The 18,072-nt window shown below is 69.9% G+C and carries 22 protein-coding genes and 2 pseudogenes; 21 read left to right on the forward strand and 3 right to left on the reverse strand.

What is annotated here, in order from left to right:
* Positions 1-31 precede the first annotated feature (31 nt).
* Positions 32-1,120, forward strand: coding sequence for a redox-regulated ATPase YchF (gene ychF / locus CRP56_RS27910; RefSeq protein ID WP_097268539.1), 1,089 nt, complete (start codon positions 32-34; stop codon positions 1,118-1,120).
* Positions 1,121-1,456: 336 nt separating this feature from the next.
* The gene (locus CRP56_RS27915; RefSeq protein ID WP_257041111.1) at positions 1,457-2,155 is read left to right on the forward strand and encodes a response regulator transcription factor; all 699 of its coding nucleotides are present in this window, start codon (positions 1,457-1,459) and stop codon (positions 2,153-2,155) included.
* On the opposite strand, the gene CRP56_RS27920 is transcribed toward CRP56_RS27915, so the two are convergent.
* Positions 2,087-2,746 (reverse strand): TetR family transcriptional regulator, encoded by a 660-nt coding sequence (locus tag CRP56_RS27920; protein WP_097268543.1) that lies wholly within the window; start codon positions 2,744-2,746, stop codon positions 2,087-2,089. The genes CRP56_RS27915 and CRP56_RS27920 overlap by 69 nt on opposite strands.
* 355 nt (positions 2,747-3,101) lie before the next feature.
* On the opposite strand from CRP56_RS27920, the gene CRP56_RS27925 reads away from it, so the two are divergent.
* From CRP56_RS27925 to CRP56_RS27955, 7 genes are all read left to right on the forward strand, one after another.
* Positions 3,102-4,616 (forward strand): MFS transporter, encoded by a 1,515-nt coding sequence (locus CRP56_RS27925; protein WP_097268545.1) that lies wholly within the window; start codon positions 3,102-3,104, stop codon positions 4,614-4,616.
* 61 nt (positions 4,617-4,677) lie between these two features.
* Complete coding sequence (locus tag CRP56_RS27930; protein ID WP_179851130.1) at positions 4,678-5,325, forward strand: TcmI family type II polyketide cyclase; 648 nt, start codon at positions 4,678-4,680, stop codon at positions 5,323-5,325.
* Positions 5,326-5,473: 148 nt separating this feature from the next.
* Entirely contained in the window at positions 5,474-5,995 is a 522-nt protein-coding gene (locus CRP56_RS27935) for a hypothetical protein (RefSeq protein ID WP_143664950.1), read from the forward strand.
* A 221-nt stretch (positions 5,996-6,216) separates the two neighbouring features.
* Positions 6,217-6,645 carry a nuclear transport factor 2 family protein gene (locus CRP56_RS27940; protein WP_097268551.1) on the forward strand — a complete coding sequence of 143 codons (429 nt, stop codon included), beginning with the start codon at positions 6,217-6,219 and terminating at the stop codon, positions 6,643-6,645.
* Between the two features lie 36 nt (positions 6,646-6,681).
* Positions 6,682-7,485, forward strand: a complete 804-nt coding sequence (locus CRP56_RS27945; protein ID WP_373559690.1) for a response regulator transcription factor — start codon at positions 6,682-6,684, stop codon at positions 7,483-7,485.
* Between the two features lie 100 nt (positions 7,486-7,585).
* A complete protein-coding gene (locus CRP56_RS27950; protein WP_179851131.1) occupies positions 7,586-8,806 on the forward strand; it encodes a cytochrome P450 in 1,221 nt (406 codons plus the stop codon).
* A gap of 11 nt (positions 8,807-8,817) precedes the next feature.
* Entirely contained in the window at positions 8,818-9,012 is a 195-nt protein-coding gene (locus tag CRP56_RS27955) for a ferredoxin (RefSeq protein WP_097268555.1), read from the forward strand.
* A 64-nt stretch (positions 9,013-9,076) separates the two neighbouring features.
* Here the strand turns inward: CRP56_RS27955 and CRP56_RS27960 are convergent, their stop codons facing one another.
* Positions 9,077-9,502, reverse strand: coding sequence for a nuclear transport factor 2 family protein (locus CRP56_RS27960; RefSeq protein WP_179851132.1), 426 nt, complete (start codon positions 9,500-9,502; stop codon positions 9,077-9,079).
* 154 nt (positions 9,503-9,656) lie between these two features.
* Here CRP56_RS27960 and CRP56_RS48510 point away from each other — a divergent pair.
* From CRP56_RS48510 to CRP56_RS28000, 10 genes and pseudogenes are all read left to right on the forward strand, one after another.
* Positions 9,657-9,839 (forward strand): annotated as a pseudogene (locus CRP56_RS48510) (TcmI family type II polyketide cyclase); the annotation flags it as partial.
* A 69-nt stretch (positions 9,840-9,908) separates the two neighbouring features.
* The gene (locus CRP56_RS48515; protein WP_257041995.1) at positions 9,909-10,241 is read left to right on the forward strand and encodes a TcmI family type II polyketide cyclase; all 333 of its coding nucleotides are present in this window, start codon (positions 9,909-9,911) and stop codon (positions 10,239-10,241) included.
* Positions 10,238-11,509: a beta-ketoacyl-[acyl-carrier-protein] synthase family protein gene (locus tag CRP56_RS27970; RefSeq protein WP_097268561.1), complete on the forward strand. Its 1,272-nt coding sequence runs from the start codon at positions 10,238-10,240 to the stop codon at positions 11,507-11,509. The genes CRP56_RS48515 and CRP56_RS27970 overlap by 4 nt, the downstream gene beginning before the upstream one ends.
* Positions 11,506-12,699: a ketosynthase chain-length factor gene (locus tag CRP56_RS27975; RefSeq protein ID WP_097268563.1), complete on the forward strand. Its 1,194-nt coding sequence runs from the start codon at positions 11,506-11,508 to the stop codon at positions 12,697-12,699. The genes CRP56_RS27970 and CRP56_RS27975 overlap by 4 nt, the downstream gene beginning before the upstream one ends.
* 30 nt (positions 12,700-12,729) lie before the next feature.
* The gene (locus CRP56_RS27980) at positions 12,730-13,005 is read left to right on the forward strand and encodes an acyl carrier protein (protein ID WP_179851133.1); all 276 of its coding nucleotides are present in this window, start codon (positions 12,730-12,732) and stop codon (positions 13,003-13,005) included.
* 15 nt (positions 13,006-13,020) lie between these two features.
* Positions 13,021-13,815, forward strand: coding sequence for a 3-oxoacyl-ACP reductase FabG (fabG, locus tag CRP56_RS27985; protein WP_097268567.1), 795 nt, complete (start codon positions 13,021-13,023; stop codon positions 13,813-13,815).
* A gap of 33 nt (positions 13,816-13,848) precedes the next feature.
* Positions 13,849-14,844, forward strand: a complete 996-nt coding sequence (locus CRP56_RS27990) for an aromatase/cyclase (protein WP_097268569.1) — start codon at positions 13,849-13,851, stop codon at positions 14,842-14,844.
* A complete protein-coding gene (locus CRP56_RS27995; protein ID WP_097268571.1) occupies positions 14,841-15,743 on the forward strand; it encodes an alpha/beta hydrolase in 903 nt (300 codons plus the stop codon). The genes CRP56_RS27990 and CRP56_RS27995 overlap by 4 nt, the downstream gene beginning before the upstream one ends.
* Positions 15,740-16,000: a hypothetical protein gene (locus CRP56_RS47220; RefSeq protein WP_143664951.1), complete on the forward strand. Its 261-nt coding sequence runs from the start codon at positions 15,740-15,742 to the stop codon at positions 15,998-16,000. Before CRP56_RS27995 ends, CRP56_RS47220 begins: the two co-directional genes overlap by 4 nt.
* 458 nt (positions 16,001-16,458) lie before the next feature.
* Positions 16,459-17,313, forward strand: coding sequence for a 4'-phosphopantetheinyl transferase family protein (locus tag CRP56_RS28000; protein ID WP_143664952.1), 855 nt, complete (start codon positions 16,459-16,461; stop codon positions 17,311-17,313).
* Positions 17,314-17,316: 3 nt separating this feature from the next.
* Here CRP56_RS28000 and CRP56_RS48520 read toward each other — a convergent pair.
* Positions 17,317-17,499 (reverse strand): annotated as a pseudogene (locus CRP56_RS48520) (LysR family transcriptional regulator); the annotation flags it as partial.
* Here CRP56_RS48520 and CRP56_RS48525 point away from each other — a divergent pair.
* Both CRP56_RS48525 and CRP56_RS28005 read left to right on the forward strand, forming a co-directional pair.
* Complete coding sequence (locus tag CRP56_RS48525; protein ID WP_257042097.1) at positions 17,471-17,605, forward strand: hypothetical protein; 135 nt, start codon at positions 17,471-17,473, stop codon at positions 17,603-17,605. The pseudogene CRP56_RS48520 and the gene CRP56_RS48525 overlap by 29 nt on opposite strands.
* Before the next feature lie 136 nt (positions 17,606-17,741).
* Positions 17,742-18,071 carry a hypothetical protein gene (locus CRP56_RS28005; RefSeq protein ID WP_101924596.1) on the forward strand — a complete coding sequence of 110 codons (330 nt, stop codon included), beginning with the start codon at positions 17,742-17,744 and terminating at the stop codon, positions 18,069-18,071.
* Position 18,072: the final 1 nt, after the last annotated feature.

The following is an 18,072-nucleotide window of genomic DNA, read 5'->3' on the forward strand; positions in this document are numbered from 1 at the left end:
TCACCCCTCCTCACGTACGGGAAGTCGCAACGTGTCGCTCACGATCGGAATCGTCGGTCTGCCGAATGTCGGCAAGTCGACCCTGTTCAACGCCCTGACCAAGAACGACGTGCTCGCGGCCAACTACCCGTTCGCCACGATCGAGCCCAACGTCGGCGTCGTGGGCGTCCCGGACGCGCGTCTGACGAAACTGGCCGAGATCTTCTCCTCCCAGCGCATCCTCCCGGCGACGGTCGACTTCGTCGACATCGCGGGCATCGTGCGCGGCGCCTCCGAGGGGGAGGGCCTGGGCAACAAGTTCCTCGCGAACATCCGTGAGTCGGACGCGATCTGCCAGGTCATCCGCGCCTTCAAGGACGAGAACGTCGTGCATGTCGACGGCAAGGTCTCGCCCAAGGACGACATCGAGACGATCAACACCGAGCTGATCCTCGCGGACCTCCAGACCATCGAGAAGGTCCTGCCGCGCCTGCAGAAGGAGTCGCGGATCAAGAAGGACGTGGCGCCGAAGGTGGCGGCGGTCGAGGCGGCCAAGGAGATCCTGGAGAAGGGCGACACGCTCTTCTCGCAGGGCCTGGTCCAGGGCAGCGAGCGCGCCGAGCTCCTGCACGACCTGCACCTGCTCACCACCAAGCCCTTCCTCTACGTCTTCAACGTCGACGAGGACGAGCTGACCGACGACTCCTTCAAGGACGAGCAGCGCGCCCTGGTCGCCCCCGCCGAGGCGATCTTCCTCAACGCCAAGCTGGAGGCGGACCTCGCCGAGCTCGACGAGGAGGACGCGCTGGAGCTCCTGGAGTCGGTGGGCGCCGAGGAGCCGGGCCTGGCCACCCTCGCCCGCGTCGGCTTCAACACCCTCGGCCTGCAGACCTACCTGACGGCCGGCCCCAAGGAATCCCGCGCCTGGACCATCAAGAAGGGCGCCACGGCCCCCGAGGCGGCCGGCGTGATCCACACCGACTTCCAGAAGGGCTTCATCAAGGCGGAGGTCATCTCCTTCGACGACCTCGTCGAGACCGGCTCGGTCGCCGAGGCCCGCGCCAAGGGCAAGGCGCGGATGGAGGGCAAGGAGTACGTCATGCAGGACGGGGATGTCGTGGAGTTCCGGTTCAACGTGTAGCGACGGTACGACGGTGCGGGGTCGGCCCCTTCGGGGGGCGGCCCCGTTTTCGCGCCCGGGCGACTCCGGGCGCATTCCTTTTCATGTTCCGCCCTTCCGGAATCGGGGTGTCCGGAAAATTTCCCCTGCTTTCCCTGCCCTTTGTCCTCTAAATCGTTTCTTTAACCGCCCTTGGGCTGCTCTTTGTTGCGGGGAGGGGGCCGTCAAGGCGGTGTTGCGCTTTCTGTGAGCGGCCGGGAAAGCCGTTGAAGCAGGTGCGCCCTCATGTGAGGCTAGGCTTATCGAGTCAGACCTGCGGAGATTTTGGGGGAGATTTCTATGGGCTCGCCTTTAGCGGTGTCGTCCGCGCTGCCGGAGCAGAAGTCCGGGGAGGTGGGCCCGTGGACGATCCTCGTCGTGGAGAGCGATGCGACGAGCAGGGAGATCCTCGTGGCCGACCTGTCCCGGAGCGGACAGGACGTCGTGGCCGTGGAAACCGGCCAGGAGGCACTGGACCGCGCCGGCGAGCACGACCTCGTCCTGCTCGGCATGAAGCTGCGGGACCTGGACGGCCTGCATGTGTGCCGCCTGCTCCGGGCCACCACGGACACACCCGTCATCTTCATCGGCTCCGCCGCCTCGGAACTGGACACCGTGCTGGCCCTGCGGGCCGGCGGCGACGACTATCTGGCGCAGCCGTACGGCCTGCGCGAACTCATGGCACGGATCGGCGCCGTCATGCGGCGGGCCTCGTCGTGCAGGCAGGCGCCCCCTCTGCTGGAAAGGGGGCGGCTGAGCATCGACGTGCAGAAGCGGGAAGTGAAATACGGCGGGCGTTCTCCGCGGCTGACCCGCAAGGAATTCGAATTGCTTCTGCTCCTTGCGCGAAATCCCGGAAAGGTGATCTCACGCGAGGAGATCGTCAGTGCGGTGTGGGGGAGTTCCTGGTCCCAGCGCACCGTCGACACGCATATCAGCAATCTTCGGTCAAAGCTGGGTGACCGTGGCCTGATCGTCTCGGTTCGGGGCGTCGGATTCATGATGGCCAAGGCCTGATCCCCGCACCGGCTGCCCCGTGCTGGTGCCGAAGTCCGCCCAGCCGTGGCGCAGCCGGTCGAAGACGGCCTTCAGGTCCTCCGGCGAGTGATCGCCGTACGTGGCGAGGAAGTTGGCCTCCAGCACGAAACGGGCGAGCGTCGTCGCGAGGAGGTCGTTCTCCGGGAGCCCGGCCTCCTCGGCGAGGGTGGCGGCGAGGCTCGCCTCCCAGTGCCGCCGCACCCGGCCGGCGTACTCCAGCAACGCCGGTGTGGACTTGACCAGTTCGACGAAGTCCTCGCCGGACGGGCCGTCGGGTGCGGGCTGTGCCGCGGGCACCAGATGTGCCTCCAGCGCGTCCAGCATCGACGTCCCGGGCGCGCGGTCGCGGACCGCCGCCGTCAGCGCGCGTTCGTACTCGTCCTCGGCGTCGAAGACCAGCGCCTCCTTGCACGGGAAGTACGCGAACAGCGTGCTCACCGCCACTTCCGCGGCGTCCGCGATCTCCGCGACGGTCACGTTCTCGAATCCGCGCTCGCGGAACAGGGTGAACGCGGTGTCCGCCAGGCGCTTGCGCGTCTGCGCCTTCTTCCGTTCTCGCAGTCCCGCCACTCCGGCACCCTCTCGCAACGACCGTCGTCCTCGGCGCGGCATCAGGGGCGCCGATCCGCTGAGTGAGCGTACAGGGCCGGGCCGCGGTCTGTCTGTGATCGTCGGCGAGAAGAGGCTGGTCGGAGGCGCGTTCCGGCGGTCCTAGCGGGTGTTTTGTCCCCGTTTGTCGAGGCTCGCCACGCCTTCGTTCGGGAGCCTCGACTTCCCCATCGCACCCCCTCTGAACTGCGAAGTCGTCGCTTTGTCAGGCGTATCCGCGAGTGAGTACGGAAGCTGAGTGCATCGGTATTGACACGCTCAGGAATCTCGTATCTACTCTGAACTCGTAGTTACTTCGAAAATTTGAGGGGAGCTCATGGAAGTCACCGCAACGCGTCGTTGGCTGGCCCTCGGCGCACTCGCACTCGCGATGCTGACCGTGGGGCTCGACATGACGGTGCTCAACATCGCCCTGCCCACGCTCGCCCGTGATCTGCACGCCGGCACCGCGGCGCTGCAGTGGTTCAGCACGGCGTACACGCTGACGCTGGCGGGCGTGATGCTGCCCGCCGGTGCGCTCGGGGACCGGTTCGGCCGGAAGAAGTTCGTGTTCGGGGCGCTGGTCCTGTTCGGCGGCGCCTCGATCTGGTGCGCGTTCGCCTCGTCGTCGAGCGAGCTGATCATGGCGCGGGTGCTGCTCGGGATCGCGGCGTCGGTGCTGATGTCCCTGTCGATGGGGATGATCCCGGTGCTCTTCCCGGACCCGGCGGAGCGCGGTCGCGCCACCACCGTGTGGATCACCGCGGTGACCCTCGGCATGCCGCTCGGCCCGATCGTCGGCGGACTGCTGCTCGACCACTTCTGGTGGGGCTCGGTGTTCCTGGTGAACATCCCGACGGTCATCATCGGGGCGACCGCGGTGGGCCTGCTGGTGCCCGAGACGCGCAGCCAGACCCGCCGGCCCATCGACCCGGTCAGCGTGCTGCTCTCGGCGGCCGGGCTGGTCGGACTGACCTACGGCCTGATCCGCTTCGGCGACGAGGGCTGGGGCGACGGCATCGCCTGGGCGACCTTCGGCGCGGGCCTGCTGCTGATCATCGGCTTCGTCGCCTGGGAGCGCACCCGGGAACACGCCCTCGCCGACCTCAGCCTCTTCGGCGACCGCGGATTCCGCATGGGGACGTTCTTCCAGCTGATCAACGCCTTCGCGATGTTCGGGCTGTTCTTCACCATCCCGCTGTACTTCCAGTCGGTGCTCGGCGTCGACTCGCTCGGCAGCGGTCTGCGGATGCTGCCGATGATCGGCGGTCTGCTGGTGGCCTCCAACTTCCTGGAGGGCCTGAGCGACAAGATCGGTCTCAAGCTGACGCTGATGCTCGGCTTCGGGGCCCTCGCGCTCGGCATGGGGCTCGGCGCGATGACCGACATCGACACCTCGTACGGCTTCGTCGCCACCTGGATGGTCATCGTTGGCCTCGGTATCGGGCTGGTGCTGCCCACCTCCATGTCCCTGGCCGTGGGCGCGCTCACCCCCGAGCGGGCCGGCGCCGGATCGGCCCTGCTGTCGGCGCTGCGCCAGGCCGCCGGCACCACCGGCGTGGCCGTGCTCGGCACCGTGCTGTCCACCCGGTACCACTCCGAACTCGGCCCGCTCGACCGTGAGCCGATCTCCGACGGCGTCGGCTCAGGAGTGGCCGTGGCCGACAAACTCGGCGACCACTCGATGCTCCACGACGTCCAGACGGCGTTCCTCAGCGGCATGGACCTGCTGCTGGTCGTCTGCGCCGCCATCGCGGTCGTCGGCCTGCTGCTCTCGGCGGTCGCCACCAAGAGCCGCCCGGCGGAATCCACGACCAAGCTGCCCAAGTCGGAGACCGCATCGGTCGCCTAGCCGGCAGCAGCGTCACCGAACGCACCGCACATCGAGACTCTCCCACGAGGAAGTGATGCACATGCGCAGCATGGTTACCGTCTCGAAGATGGACCGGGACGCGATCCCCGAGGTGTCGAAGCTGTTCGCGGAGTTCGACAGCACGGAGATCCCGGGGCTGATCGGACTGCACCGCCGGCAGTTGTTCATTCACCATGGTGTCCAGGTCCACCTGTACGACTTCGTCGAGAAGTCCGACCAGGCCGCGCTGGAGAAGGTCAAGTCCGACCCGCGCATGGCCAGGCTCTCGGCCGACCTCCAGCCGTTCGTGACGCCGTACGAGCCCGAGACGTGGAACTCCCCGGCCGACTCCGCGGCTTCCTGCTTCTACGCCTGGGAGGGGGAGCCGGAGGGGAGGCCGGGGCCGACGGAGACGACGGTCACCCTCGCCCGGATGGAGGCCGACGCGATTCCCGAAGTCACCGAGATCTTCCGGGACTTCGACGCCACCGCGCAGTTGATGGGCATCCGCCGGCGCCAGCTGTTCGTCTTCAAGGACCTGTGCATCCACATCCAGGACCACGCCGGTCGCGACGACGCGGACATCGCGCAGAAGGCCGCGACGGACATCTGGTTCGGCCATGTGCTCCGGGAACTGCCGCGCCTCGCCCCGCAGGAGCCGACGCCCGGCGGACACGCGATCCGCTTCTACGGATGGGAGGCGTCCTGACGCACCACGCGAAGAGCCGCTGACAGCGGCAGCGGCCGGGCCGGACCGGGCGGCGGTGCCGGCCCGGCCGGTCCGCACGCCCGCCCCCGAAGAGACGCAGAGCAACGCAGAGCAGCACAGGGAAACGCCGAGACGCGTGAGGCGACCGATGGCAGGACAACAGAGCCGTACCGCCGAGGAGGCGGTGTGCGCGGGGCAGTTGAGCATCGAGCAGCGGATGGGGGAGGCGCTCACCGAGTACGCGCGGGACGTCGAGCCCCTGGACGAGGGGGTCCTCGGCATCCGCGCGGCGTCGGCGGGCCCGGCCTGTCTGCACCTGGAGGCGGAGTCGATCCTCCTCGGCTACCTGGTCCACCGGCTCGCCCCCGGTCTGCGTCTCGTCCGCGGCACGCCCGGCCGGCTCGAACTGCGCCACCGCGACGGACACGGCCGCCTCGTCTTCCATCTCGACGCCGCCGCCGAACACGTACTCGACGTGTGGAGGCGGGATCTCGCCACGGTCTACCCGAACCTCGTCACCGTCCACTTCGCCGGCTCCTCCCACCCGGATGCCGGCGCGGAGAGCCGGAAGCTGCGCCGCCTGCTGCGTGACCTGCCCGTTGTCCCCTCCGCACATGATCACCCCGAGGCTGTCCAGATCATGCGAGTCAGTCTGAATGTGGAGTCGTAAGAATTAAAGAGCAACTCTGATTCCGATGTGAGTTCGACTCGTGTACGCTGGCTGTGCCCGGGCCCGGTACCGCTGGGGACGTTCGTTTTTCGATGTCCGCAGAACGTCAAGGAAAATTAACGAACCCCTGTGGTTTCGTGAAGGAATCGATCCGTGGTGAAGCCACTCACATGGCTACGGTTGTGCTTGCGTGACCAAGGGGGAAGCTGGAGGGTGGAATCGTGGACGCGAGATGGTCAAAAGCTGAAATAGGCGAACTCCTCGATCGCTATGTCCTCGGGCTCGACTACGACAAACTCGATGACGAGTGGGCCGCCGAGCTGTTCTCCGACGACGTTGTCATCGAATTCCCGATCAGTCGGCACACCGGCATCGACGGACTCGCCGAATACCACCGGCGAGCATTGGCCATGTGGGCCGGAACGCACCATCTGAACACGCCGTCGGTCGTGAGCGTCTCCGGGGACCGGGCGCGGCTCCGCGCCAACATGACGTCCGTGCATGTGCACCACGAGCGGGAAGGCGAGATACGACCGCACTATGTGTCGGGCACCTGTGTCACCGGCGACGCGGTGCACACCGAGCGGGGCTGGCGCCTTTCCCGTCTTTCGTTCGACCTGATATGGAAGACCGGCAACCCGCCGGACTGAGTTGGGTGGGCATTTATGCGATCAGCACAAGTGAAAGTGAGTTCTCGACCAGAGATACTCGAAACCCACGACACCGAGCACCGTACGGCGGCCCGAGCGACCTTCGGCGGCCGAACCGGTGCGACGACCTCACCGCCGGCGCCCGTCCGGAACCTCGCGGACACCTGGCGGATCCTGGTCGTCGAAGGCAGCAGGGCCGACCGTGCGAACCTCACCGAGGCACTCGAGCGACACGGCCATCATGTCGACGCCGTCGATTCCGGCGTCGAGGCACTGGCCTGGTTCGAGACCGCCGACCTCGTTCTGCTCGACCTCGACCTGCCTGATCTGGACGGCCTCGAGGTCTGCCGCGAGATCCGGGTGGCCGGCGACATCCCCGTCATCACCGTCACCTCGCGCGCCTCCGAACTCGACTGTGTGCTCGCCCTCCAGGCCGGCGCCGACGACTACGTCATCAAGCCCTACGGCATCCGCGAACTCATGGCCCGGCTGGACGCCGTGATGCGCCGCGCGCGCCGCACCCCGCACACCGTCCCGGACGCCGACGGCGGGGCGGTGCTCGAACACGGCCCCCTGCGGATCGACAGCGACTCGCGCGAGGTCGAGATGGGCGGCCGGCCGGTGCCGGTCACCCGCAAGGAGTTCGATCTGCTCGCCCTGCTGGCCAGCGCCCCGGGGCAGGTGATCTCGCGGGAGTCCATCATGCGCGAGGTGTGGGGCGAGTCCTGGTCACGTCGCACGGTCGACACCCATGTCAGCAGTCTGCGCAGCAAACTCGGCGGACCGGAATGGATCGTCACCGTTCGCGGGGTCGGTTTCAAGCTCCGCAGCATGCGCTGACAATACATTGCCGTTGAATTGACGTTCGCTGAACCCGTACATGTAATTTCCCTCGTTATCGTCGGACCGCAGGAAGCGGAAACTCCGAACGAGGGGTGACATGACGAACATCGATATCGACGAGGCCAGTGAACTCGTCAGCTTTCCCATTCAGCGCACGTGCCCTTTCGCCATTCCGCCGGTCTACACGAAATTCCGGGAGGAGGCGCCGGTCAGTCAGGTGGTCCTCCCGGACGGCGGAAAGGCCTGGCTGGTCACCAAGTACGAAGACGTGCGGGCCGTGATGTCGAACCCCAAGCTCAGCTCGGACCGCCGTAAGAAGGACTTCCCGGTCGTGGTCCCCGGGCAGAACGCGGCCCTCGCCAAGCACGCACCCTTCATGATCATCCTCGACGACCCGGAGCACGCGGAGGCCCGGCGGCCCGTCATCAGCGAGTTCTCGGTCCGCCGCGTCGCCGCCATGAAGCCGCGCATCCAGGAGATCGTCGACCACTTCATCGACGAGATGCTGAAGCTGCCCCGGCCCGTCGACCTCAACCAGGTCTTCTCCCTGCCCGTGCCCTCGCTGGTGGTCTCCGAGATCCTCGGCATGCCCTACGAGGGGCACGAGTACTTCATGGAGCTGGCCGAGGTCCTGCTCCGCCGCACCACCGACGAACAGGGCCGCATCAACATCTCCGTCCAGCTGCGCGCGTACATGGACAAACTCGTCGAGGAGAAGATCGCCAACCCCGGCGACGACCTGCTCAGCCGCCAGATCGAGCTCCAGCGGCAGAACGGCGGCATCGACCGGCCCCAACTCGCCAGCCTGTGCCTGCTGGTGCTGCTGGCCGGCCACGAGACCACCGCCAACATGATCAACCTCGGTGTCTTCTCGATGCTGACCAGGCCGGAACTGCTCGCCCAGATCAAGGCGGACCCGGCGAACACCCCCAAGGCCGTCGACGAACTCCTGCGCTTCTACACGATCCCGGACTTCGGCGCGCACCGGCTGGCGATGGACGACGTCGAGATCGGCGGCGTCCTCATACGCAAGGGCGAGGCCGTCATCGCCTCCACCTTCGCCGCCAACCGCGACCCCGCCGTCTTCGACGACCCGGAGGAGCTGGACTTCTCCCGCGACGCCCGGCACCACGTGGCCTTCGGCTACGGCCCCCACCAGTGCCTGGGGCAGAACCTCGGCCGCGTCGAGCTCCAGGTCGTCTTCGACACGCTCTTCCGCAGGCTGCCGGACCTCCAACTCGCTGTGCCCGCCGAGGAGCTGAACTTCAAGAGCGACGCCCTCGTCTACGGCCTCTACGAACTGCCCGTGACCTGGTGAAGGAGAGCGCCATGCGACTGGAGAAGGACCACGACCGCTGCATCGGCGCGGGGCAGTGCGTACGGACCGATCCGAGGATCTTCGACCAGGACGACGACGGGCTGGTCAAGGTCCTGATCGAGCGGCCGCGGGGCGCCGACGAGGCCGCCGCCCACAAGGCGGTCTTCATCTGTCCGGCCAAAGCCCTGTCCCTCGCGGAGGACTGACCCCCCGCGGTTCCCCCCACGCAGAAGCCGCGCCGGCGGAACCGGCGCGGCTTCTGCCCGTCCGTCAGTGCTCGTGCATGCCGTGGTCGTCGCCCGTCGTCCACAGGGGCTCGATCCTGATCCGGGACAACAGCCAACTCCCTTCCTCGCGCACGGCGGTGAAGGTGTAGCGGGCTCCCAGGTCGAAGTGCTTGCCCGGGCCGCCCGGGCTCACATGCACGGCGGTGACGTTCGCGTACACGGTCGCGCGGTCACCGTGGAGCTCGGGGAGCACGTTCGCCATGGTGTGCATGGTGGTCGCCCAGACCAGGTCGTCCCGCAGCATGCCGGCCAGCGCCGCACGGCCCTCGATCCGGATGTCCGGCAGCAGCTCCATGGTCACGTCCGGGACGAGTAGCGCGGACAGCGCCTCGTGGTCGCGGGAATCGACCGCACGCGCGAAACGGGCCACCAGAGCCTGGAGTCGAAAGAAGTCCTCGATATCTGTCATGGCTGTGATGCTGCGCACCGAAAGACGCTCGCGCCACTTTCCTGAAATCTTCTGACGTACCTCTGACAAGACCTGAACTTGCCCGTATTGAAACCTGTATTGCGCCTCGGAAGACTCGAACTCATCAACGGCTTCCCGTGATGGAGAAGGACATATGCACAGCAGTGTCATAGTGGCCCGGATCAAACCCGGAAGCACTGAACAGATTGCCGCGGACTTCGCGAAATCCGACGCCGAACCGTCCAGCACCCGGAATCTCCTGCGCCGCCAACTCTTCGAGTACAAGGGCGTGTACGTCCAGCTGCAGGACCATGCCGAGCCCCACGAGCCGGCCACGACCGCCTCGGAGACGGTCGCCACCCGCTTCTACGAGTGGCACGGACAGCCGGTCGCCCACCCGCACCGGATGCACAGCACCATGATCGTGGCCCGGCTCGACGAGTCCGACCTCGACACCGTCGCGAAGCTGTTCGCCGACTTCGACACCGGCACCGAACTGCCGCACACCATGGGCACCCGGCGCCGCCGGCTCTTCGCCTGCGAGGGCCTGTACTTCCACATCCAGGACTTCGAGTCCGCCGACGGCGGCCGGCTGATCGAACAGGCCAAGCTGGACCCGCGGTTCGTACAGATCCAGCAGGACCTCCTGCCGTACATCACCGTCTTCGACCCGCCGACCTGGCGCTCTCCCTCCGACGCCATGGCCACGCGCTTCTACAGCTGGCAGGCCGCCGTATGAGCGGGCGTCGTGTGGTCGTCACCGGGATGGAGGTGCTGGCGCCCGGCGGGGTGGGCACCGCCGCCTTCTGGTCCCTGCTCAGCGAGGGCCGCACCGCCACCCGCGGCATCACCTTCTTCGACCCGGCCCAGTTCCGGTCCCGGGTGGCCGCCGAGATCGACTTCGACCCGTACGCCCACGGCCTCACCCCGCACGAGGTGCGGCGCATGGACCGGGCCGCGCAGTTCGCGGTGGTCGCCGCGCGCGGTGCCGTAGCCGACAGCGGGCTCGACACCGAGGCGCTGGACCCGTACCGGATCGGCGTCACCATCGGCAGCGCGGTCGGCGCCACCATGAGCCTCGACGAGGACTACCGCGCCGTCAGCGACGGAGGCCGGCTCGACCTGGTCGACCACGCCTACGCCGACCCGTTCTTCTACAACCACTTCGTGCCGAGCTCCTTCGCCGCCGAGGTCGCCCGCGCCGTGGGGGCGCAGGGGCCGAGCAGCGTGGTGTCGGCCGGGTGCACCTCCGGGCTCGACTCGGTCGGGTACGCCGTCGAACTCATCCGCGAGGGCACCGCGGACGTCATGGTCGCCGGCGCCACCGACGCGCCGATCTCACCGATCACGATGGCCTGCTTCGACGCGATCAAGGCGACCACACCCCGCCACGACGACCCCGAGCACGCCTCCCGCCCCTTCGACGGCACCCGCAACGGGTTCGTCCTCGGCGAGGGCGCGGCGGTGTTCGTCCTGGAGGAGCTGGAGAGCGCGCGGCGCCGCGGCGCCCGCATCCACGCGGAGATCGCCGGATACGCCACCCGCAGCAACGCGTACCACATGACGGGCCTGCGCCCCGACGGCGCCGAGATGTCCGAGGCGATCACCGTCGCGCTGGACGAGGCGCGCATGAACCCCACGGCCGTCGACTACATCAACGCGCACGGCTCCGGCACCAAGCAGAACGACCGGCACGAGACCGCCGCCTTCAAGCGCAGCCTCGGCGACCACGCGTACCGCACCCCCGTCAGCTCCATCAAGTCGATGGTCGGGCACTCGCTGGGCGCGATCGGCTCCATCGAGATCGCCGCGTCCGTCCTCGCGATCCGCCACGACGTCGTACCGCCGACCGCGAACCTGCACACGCCCGACCCCGAGTGCGACCTCGACTACGTGCCCCTGACCGCCCGCGACCAGCTCGTCGACACGGTCCTCACCGTCGGCAGCGGCTTCGGCGGGTTCCAGAGCGCGATGGTGCTGACCCGACCCGAAAGGACGGCGGCATGACGGCCTCCGTGGTGGTGACCGGCCTGGGGATCACCGCCCCCAACGGGCTGGGCACGAAGGACTACTGGAGCGCGACCCGCGTCGGCAAGAGCGGCATCGGCCCGCTCACCCGCTTCGACGCGGCACCCTACCCGGCGAAGCTCGCCGGCGAGATCGACGGCTTCACCGCCGAGGAGCACCTGCCCAGCCGGCTCATGCCGCAGACCGACCAGGTCACCCGGCTCTCCCTGGTCGCCGCGGACTGGGCGCTCGCGGACGCCGGGGTACGCCCCGCCGACCTGCCGGCCTTCGACATGGGCGTCATCACCGCGAGCTCCGCGGGCGGCTTCGAGTTCAGCCAGCACGAGCTGAAGAGCCTGTGGAGCAAGGGCGGCGAGTACGTCAGCGCGTACCAGTCCTTCGCCTGGTTCTACGCCGTCAACACCGGCCAGATCTCCATCCGCAACGGCATGAAGGGCCCCAGCGGCGTCGTCGTCACCGACCAGGCCGGCGGCCTCGACGCGGTGGCACAGGCCCGGCGGCAGATCCGCAAGGGCACCTCGCTGGTGGTCGCGGGAGCCGTCGACGCCCTGCTGTGCTCCTGGGGCTGGGTCGGACTGCACACCAGCGGCCGGCTCAGCACGGCCGGCGATCCCGGCCGCGCTTATCTGCCCTTCGACGAGCGGGCCGCCGGTCATGTCCCGGGCGAGGGCGGCGCGTTGCTCATCCTGGAGGCGGCCGACGCCGCCCGCGCCCGCGGGGCCCGGGTGTACGGCGAGATCGCCGGGTACGCCGCCACCTTCGACGGCCGCGAACCAGGCCTGCGCAAGGCGATCGAACTGGCCCTGGCGGATGCCGACTTGACGGCCGCCGACGTGGACGTCGTCTTCGCCGACGCCGCCGCCGAACCCGAACTCGACCGGATCGAGGCGCAGACGCTCGTCGAGGTCTTCGGCCGCCGCGGCGTCCCGGTCACCGCCCCGAAGACCATGACGGGCCGCCTGTACGCCGGCGGCGCCGCCCTGGACCTCGCCACCGCCTTCCTCGCGCTGCGGGAGGGCCTGATCCCGCCGACCATCCACACCGACCCCGCCGACCGCCATGGCCTCGACCTCGTCGGCGCCCAGGCCCGCCCCGCCGCACTGCGCACGGCCCTTGTCCTGGCGCGCGGCCACGGCGGCTTCAACTCGGCGATGGTCGTCCGTTCCTGACCGTCTTTCAGCATCTTTGGGAGAAACCTGATGTCCCAGCGCACGTTCACCCTCGACGACCTCAAGCGCATCCTCCTCGAAGGCTCCGGCGCCCCCGAAGGCGGCGGCCTCGACGGAGACGCCCAGGACGTCCTCGACACCGAGTTCAGCGACATCGGCTACGACTCGCTCGCCCTGCTGGAGACCGCCAGCCGCATCGAGCGGGAGTACGGCATCGACCTCGACGAGTCCCTCATCGGCGACGCCACCACACCGCGCGCCTTCATCGACGCTGTCGGTGACCACCTTGTCGCACCGGCCGCCTGAAGGGAACGCGAAGAGATGACCGACACGACACCGCAGGAGCGGCGCGTCGCCCTCGTGACCGGGGCGACCAGCGGGATCGGCCTGGCCGTGGCCCGGCTGCTGGCCGAGCAGGACCACCGGGTCTTCATCGGCTCACGCACCGAGGACAAGGTGCTCACCACGGTCAAGCGACTCCAGGAGGAGGGACTGGAGGTGGACGGCGCGGTCCTCGACGTCCGCTCGGTGGACTCGGTACGCGGCTACGTCCGGGCCGCCGTCGACCGGTTCGGGACGGTCGACGTGCTCGTCAACAACGCGGGCATCAGCGGCGGCGGGGTGACCGCCGACCTCACCGACGAGCTGTGGGACGACATCGTCGACACCAACCTCAACAGCGTCTTCCGGCTGACCCGGGAGGTCCTCACCACCGGCGGCATGCGGGACAAGAGCCGCGGCCGCGTCATCAACATCGCCTCCACCGCGGGCAAGCAGGGCGTGGTGCTCGGGGCGCCGTACTCCGCCTCCAAGCACGGCGTCGTCGGCTTCACCAAGGCGCTCGGCAACGAACTCGCCCCCACCGGCATCACCGTCAACGCCGTCTGCCCCGGCTATGTCGAGACGCCGATGGCAGAGCGCGTACGGCAGAACTACGCGCGGCTGTCCGGCGCGTCCGAGGCCGCCATCCTGGAGAAGTTCCAGGCCAAGATCCCCCTCGGCCGCTACTCGACGCCCGAGGAAGTGGCCGGTCTGGTCGGCTATCTGGCCTCCGACCTGGCGGCGTCCATCACCTCCCAGGCCCTGAACGTCTGCGGCGGCCTCGGCAACTTCTGACCGCGCAACGCCCGTTCCCACCCGAGGAGCCCCATGCCGTCCCAACCGCGCACGTCCCAGCACGAGATCAAGATCGCGGCGCCCGCCGAGGACGTCTACCGTCTGCTGGCCCAGGCGGAGAACTGGCCCCAGCTGTTCCCGCCCAACATTCACGTCGACCGGCTGGAGGGCGGTGAGCGCGAGGAGCGCATCCGCATCTGGGCGACCGCCGGCGACACCGCCAAGAACTGGACCTCGCACCGCACCCTGGACCCCGAGGGGCTGCGCATCGTCTTCCGGCAGGAGGTCAGCGCACCCCCCGTCGCGGCCATGGGCGGCACCTGGCAGATCGAGGACCTGCCCTCCGGCGAGGCCCTGGTCCGCCTCGGCCACGACTTCCGGGCCGTGCAAGAGGCCGACCTCGCCTGGGTCGACGAGGTCGTGGACCGCAACTCCCGCGCCGAGCTGGAGTCCCTGAAGGCGCTCGCCGAGTCGAAGGCGGCCACCGACGAACTGACCTGCTCCTTCGAGGACGTGGTCCACATCAAGGGGGCCGCGAGCGACGTCTACGACTTCATCTACGAAGCCCACCTGTGGACCGAGCGCCTGCCGCACGTCGTCACGGTCCGCCTCGACCAGCCGGAACCCGGGCTCCAGACCCTGGAGATGGACACGCTGTCCAAGGACGGCTCCACGCACACCACGAAGTCGTACCGCGTGGGACTGGCCCCCGACCGCATCGTCTACAAGCAGATCACCCTGCCCGCACTGATCACCCTGCACACCGGCCGCTGGACCTTCACCCCGGCCGGCGACGGCGTCGACGCGTCCTCGCAGCACACCTTCACCGTCAACACGGCCGCCATCGAGCGGGTGTTGGGGAAGGAGGCGACGGCGCAGGACGCGATCGAGTACGTCCGCACGGCCCTGAGCACCAACAGCAGGGCGACGCTGACCATCGCGAAGGCGTACGCGGAAGGCCTGGCCGGGACGGCGGGGTCCGGCGGGATCTCCGGGGTTCCGGGGGCCGGCGGGGCGGGCCGGCCATGACCACGGCGCCCCCCGCTCCGCCGCCCCCGGCGCCGGTGGTCGACCGGCGGCTCATCACCCTGGACGCGGACGGCATCCCGCTGTCCGCCCGGCTCGCCCTGCCCACGCACGTGCCGCCGAGGGCGACGGTGGTCGCCCTGCACGGGGCCGGGATGAGCGCGGCGTACTTCGACGGCCCGGCCCACCCGGAGACCTCGCTGCTGGCCCTCGCCGCGGAACTCGGCTTCGCCGCGGTCGCCGTCGACCGCCCGGGTTACGGCGCCTCGGCCGGTCACCTCCCGTACGGCCAGGGGGTGGCGGACCAGGCCACCACCCTGTCCGCGGCACTGCGTGGCTTGTCGGCGTACGGCGCGACCGGGGCCGGGGTCTTCCTGGTGGGCCACTCCTTCGGCAGCAAACCGGCGTTGCGGATGGCGGCGGACGACAAGGTGCCGGGGCTGCTGGGGCTGGACATCTCCGGATGCGGCGACGAATACCTGGTCCCACCCCTCGCGCCGGGCACACGTGCCGGGAGCTGGAAGCTCAACTGGGGTCCGCTGCGGCTGTATCCGCCGGGGACGTTCCAGGCCGGCCTCGCGGTCGTCGCCCCGCCGCCGGAGCGTGAGCTGGCGGACGCCGCCCGGTGGCCGGGGGAGTTCGCCGCGCTGGCCGGACGGGTCCGCGTCCCCGTCCGGTTCACGTTCGCCGAGCACGAGGCCTGGTGGCGCCGGGACGCCTCGGCTCTCGCCCGGCTGCGGAACCGGCTCGACGCGGCCCCCCGGGTCCGGATCGACCACCAGCCCGACGCCGGCCACAACATCAGCCTGGGGTGGGCGGCACGGTCGTACCACCTGCGGGTGCTGGGCTTCGCCGAGGAGTGCCTGCGCCGGCGGCCGGGCGGGGAGGGACGGCGACCATGACGCTGCACCTGCCCCCACCTTCCCTCGCCGACCTCGAACACCCCCTGGTGGGCGCGCTGAGCATCTTCGCCCCTGGTATCGCGGACGCCTCGGCGAGCGAGGCGGGGACGGCCCCGGACCCGAGGGCCCGGGTCCCGGCGAGCGCTCCTGGACCGCAGGCCTTGGCGAGCGCCCCGGGGCGCGACGCGCCGACGAGCGCCCCTGAACGCCGGGCCCCGGCGCCGGTACGGCGCCCCGACCGTCCGAGGGCGGCATGACTGCGGCGCCCGTTTCGTGCCGACGGTCCGAGGGTGGCATGACTGCGGCGACGACCCCGTCCCGATCGTCCGAGGGCGGCATGACCGCGGCGTCCATTCCGTCCCGGCTGCCCGGAGGCGGCACGACTGCGGCGACCACCCCGTCCCGACCGTCCGGAGGCGGCACGACTGCGGCGTCCATTCCGTTCCGGCTACCCGGAGGCGGCACGACTGCGGCGTCCATTCCGTTCCGGCTGCCCGGAGGCGGCACGACTGCGGCGACCACCCCGTCCCGACCGTCCGGAGGCCGCACGACTGCGGCGTCCATTCCGTTCCGGCTGCCCGGAGGCGGCACGACTGCGGCGACCACCCCGTCCCGACCGTCCGGAGGCGGCACGACTGCGGCGTCCATTCCGTTCCGGCTGCCCGGAGGCGGCACGACTGCGGCGACCACCCCGTCCCGACCGCCCGGAGGCCGCATGACCGCGACGACCACCCCACCCCTACCCCCCGACATCCTCGTCCTCGCCTACGACCTCCACACCCCGGGGGCCGAGGTGGCCGCCCGGGCGGTGCTGCCCCGGCTCTCCGTGGACGACCGGGAACGGATCGCCCGCCTGCGCCGCCCCGGCGACCGCACCCGCTCCGTGCTGGCCCGCTGGCTCGCCCTCCAAGGCGCCGCCCGTCTCCTGGGCACCCCGTGGACCGGCCTCCGGCTCACCCGCGACCCGCGAGGGCGGCCGTATGTCGCGGGGCGGCCGCGGTTGTCGCTGAGCCTCGCGCACAGCGGGCGGTACGCGGTGGCTGCCGTGGCCTACGGCGGGCGGGTCGGCGTCGATGTGGAGGAGGTCTCCCGGGTGGCCGCCCTGCCCGACAGCGCCTACCTCACCCCGGCGGAGATCTCCGCCCTCCCTCCGGCGCCGCACGGCGCCGAGTCCAGGGCGGCGCTCTGGGCGCTGAAGGAGGCCGCGACGAAGCTGACCGGCGAGGGCCTGCGGGCGGGCATGAGACGCGTGGGCTTCCGCCGCCGGGAGGGGGCGCGGGGGCCGATGGTCGCGCAGACCTCGTACACCCCCGGCGTGTTCACCGCGCACCGGCTCCCCGGCGGCTATGTCTGCGCGGTGGGGCTGGACACGGGACCGGTGGCAGGGGAGCAGGCAGAGGAGAGGGCAGAGAGGAGCACATACGCCATGCATCTGACACGGCCGATCCAGGAGCACCGCACCCCGAACCCCGGTGGCCCGCCCGCCGAGGCGGACGACGCCGTGGCGCCGGAACGCCCGGAACGGGACGAGGAGGAGACCGACCCCCACATCTGGCTGAGCGTCAACTGAGCATCAACGGGGCGGCTGCCGCAGTCGCTCCGCCACCTCCCGGCACGCCTCCGCATACCCCCGTACCAGCGCCCCCGGAGGCTGCTCCCGTCGCCGCGCCAGCGCATACCGGCGCGGCGACACCCCGCGCAGCGTCCGGGGCACCACCCCGCCCATCGTGATCAGCGGCGCGTTGCCCGCGGCCACCCCGGACGCGGTCGACGTCTCGGACCTGGAGCCGGCCCACCCGATCGTCGAGGAGGAACAGGCCTGGCCGGGCATGACGGACGGGGCGCGCACGGCGCCCGCGTGAGGCGAGTTCCGCTTGTACGCCCCGGCTGAGCTGCCTCCACGCCCCGGCAAAGCTGCCGCGACCCTTTCCGTCCTCCGGATGGGGCTTGCCCAAGTGGGTACGCTGATACGGGTGTTGGCGCGGGGGAGGCTTGTGCATGGCGACGAGGATCTCGGTTTCGGTCAAGGGGCTGACCGGACTGGACGACCCGGACCGGATGATCGCGGAGCTGGAGGCGGCGACCAGCATGCCGTGGCGGCCGGAACCGGTCGCCGAGGGGCGCGTCCTGTCGGGCGGGATCGTGGAGGTCATCCTTGTGGCGGTGGCTGTGAAGGGCGCCGAGATGACCCTGGAGGCCACGGTGGCCGCGGTCAAGGGGGTCGTCGCACGGTGGCGCCGGGAGCGGCTCGAACCGCCGGAGGCGAGGATCGACACCGAGCCCGTGCCGGACCCCGCGCCCGTGCCCGACCCCGAGCGGGGTGACTGAC

This window comes from Streptomyces sp. TLI_55 (assembly GCF_900206255.1).
Lineage (GTDB): Bacteria > Actinomycetota > Actinomycetes > Streptomycetales > Streptomycetaceae > Streptomyces > Streptomyces aquilus.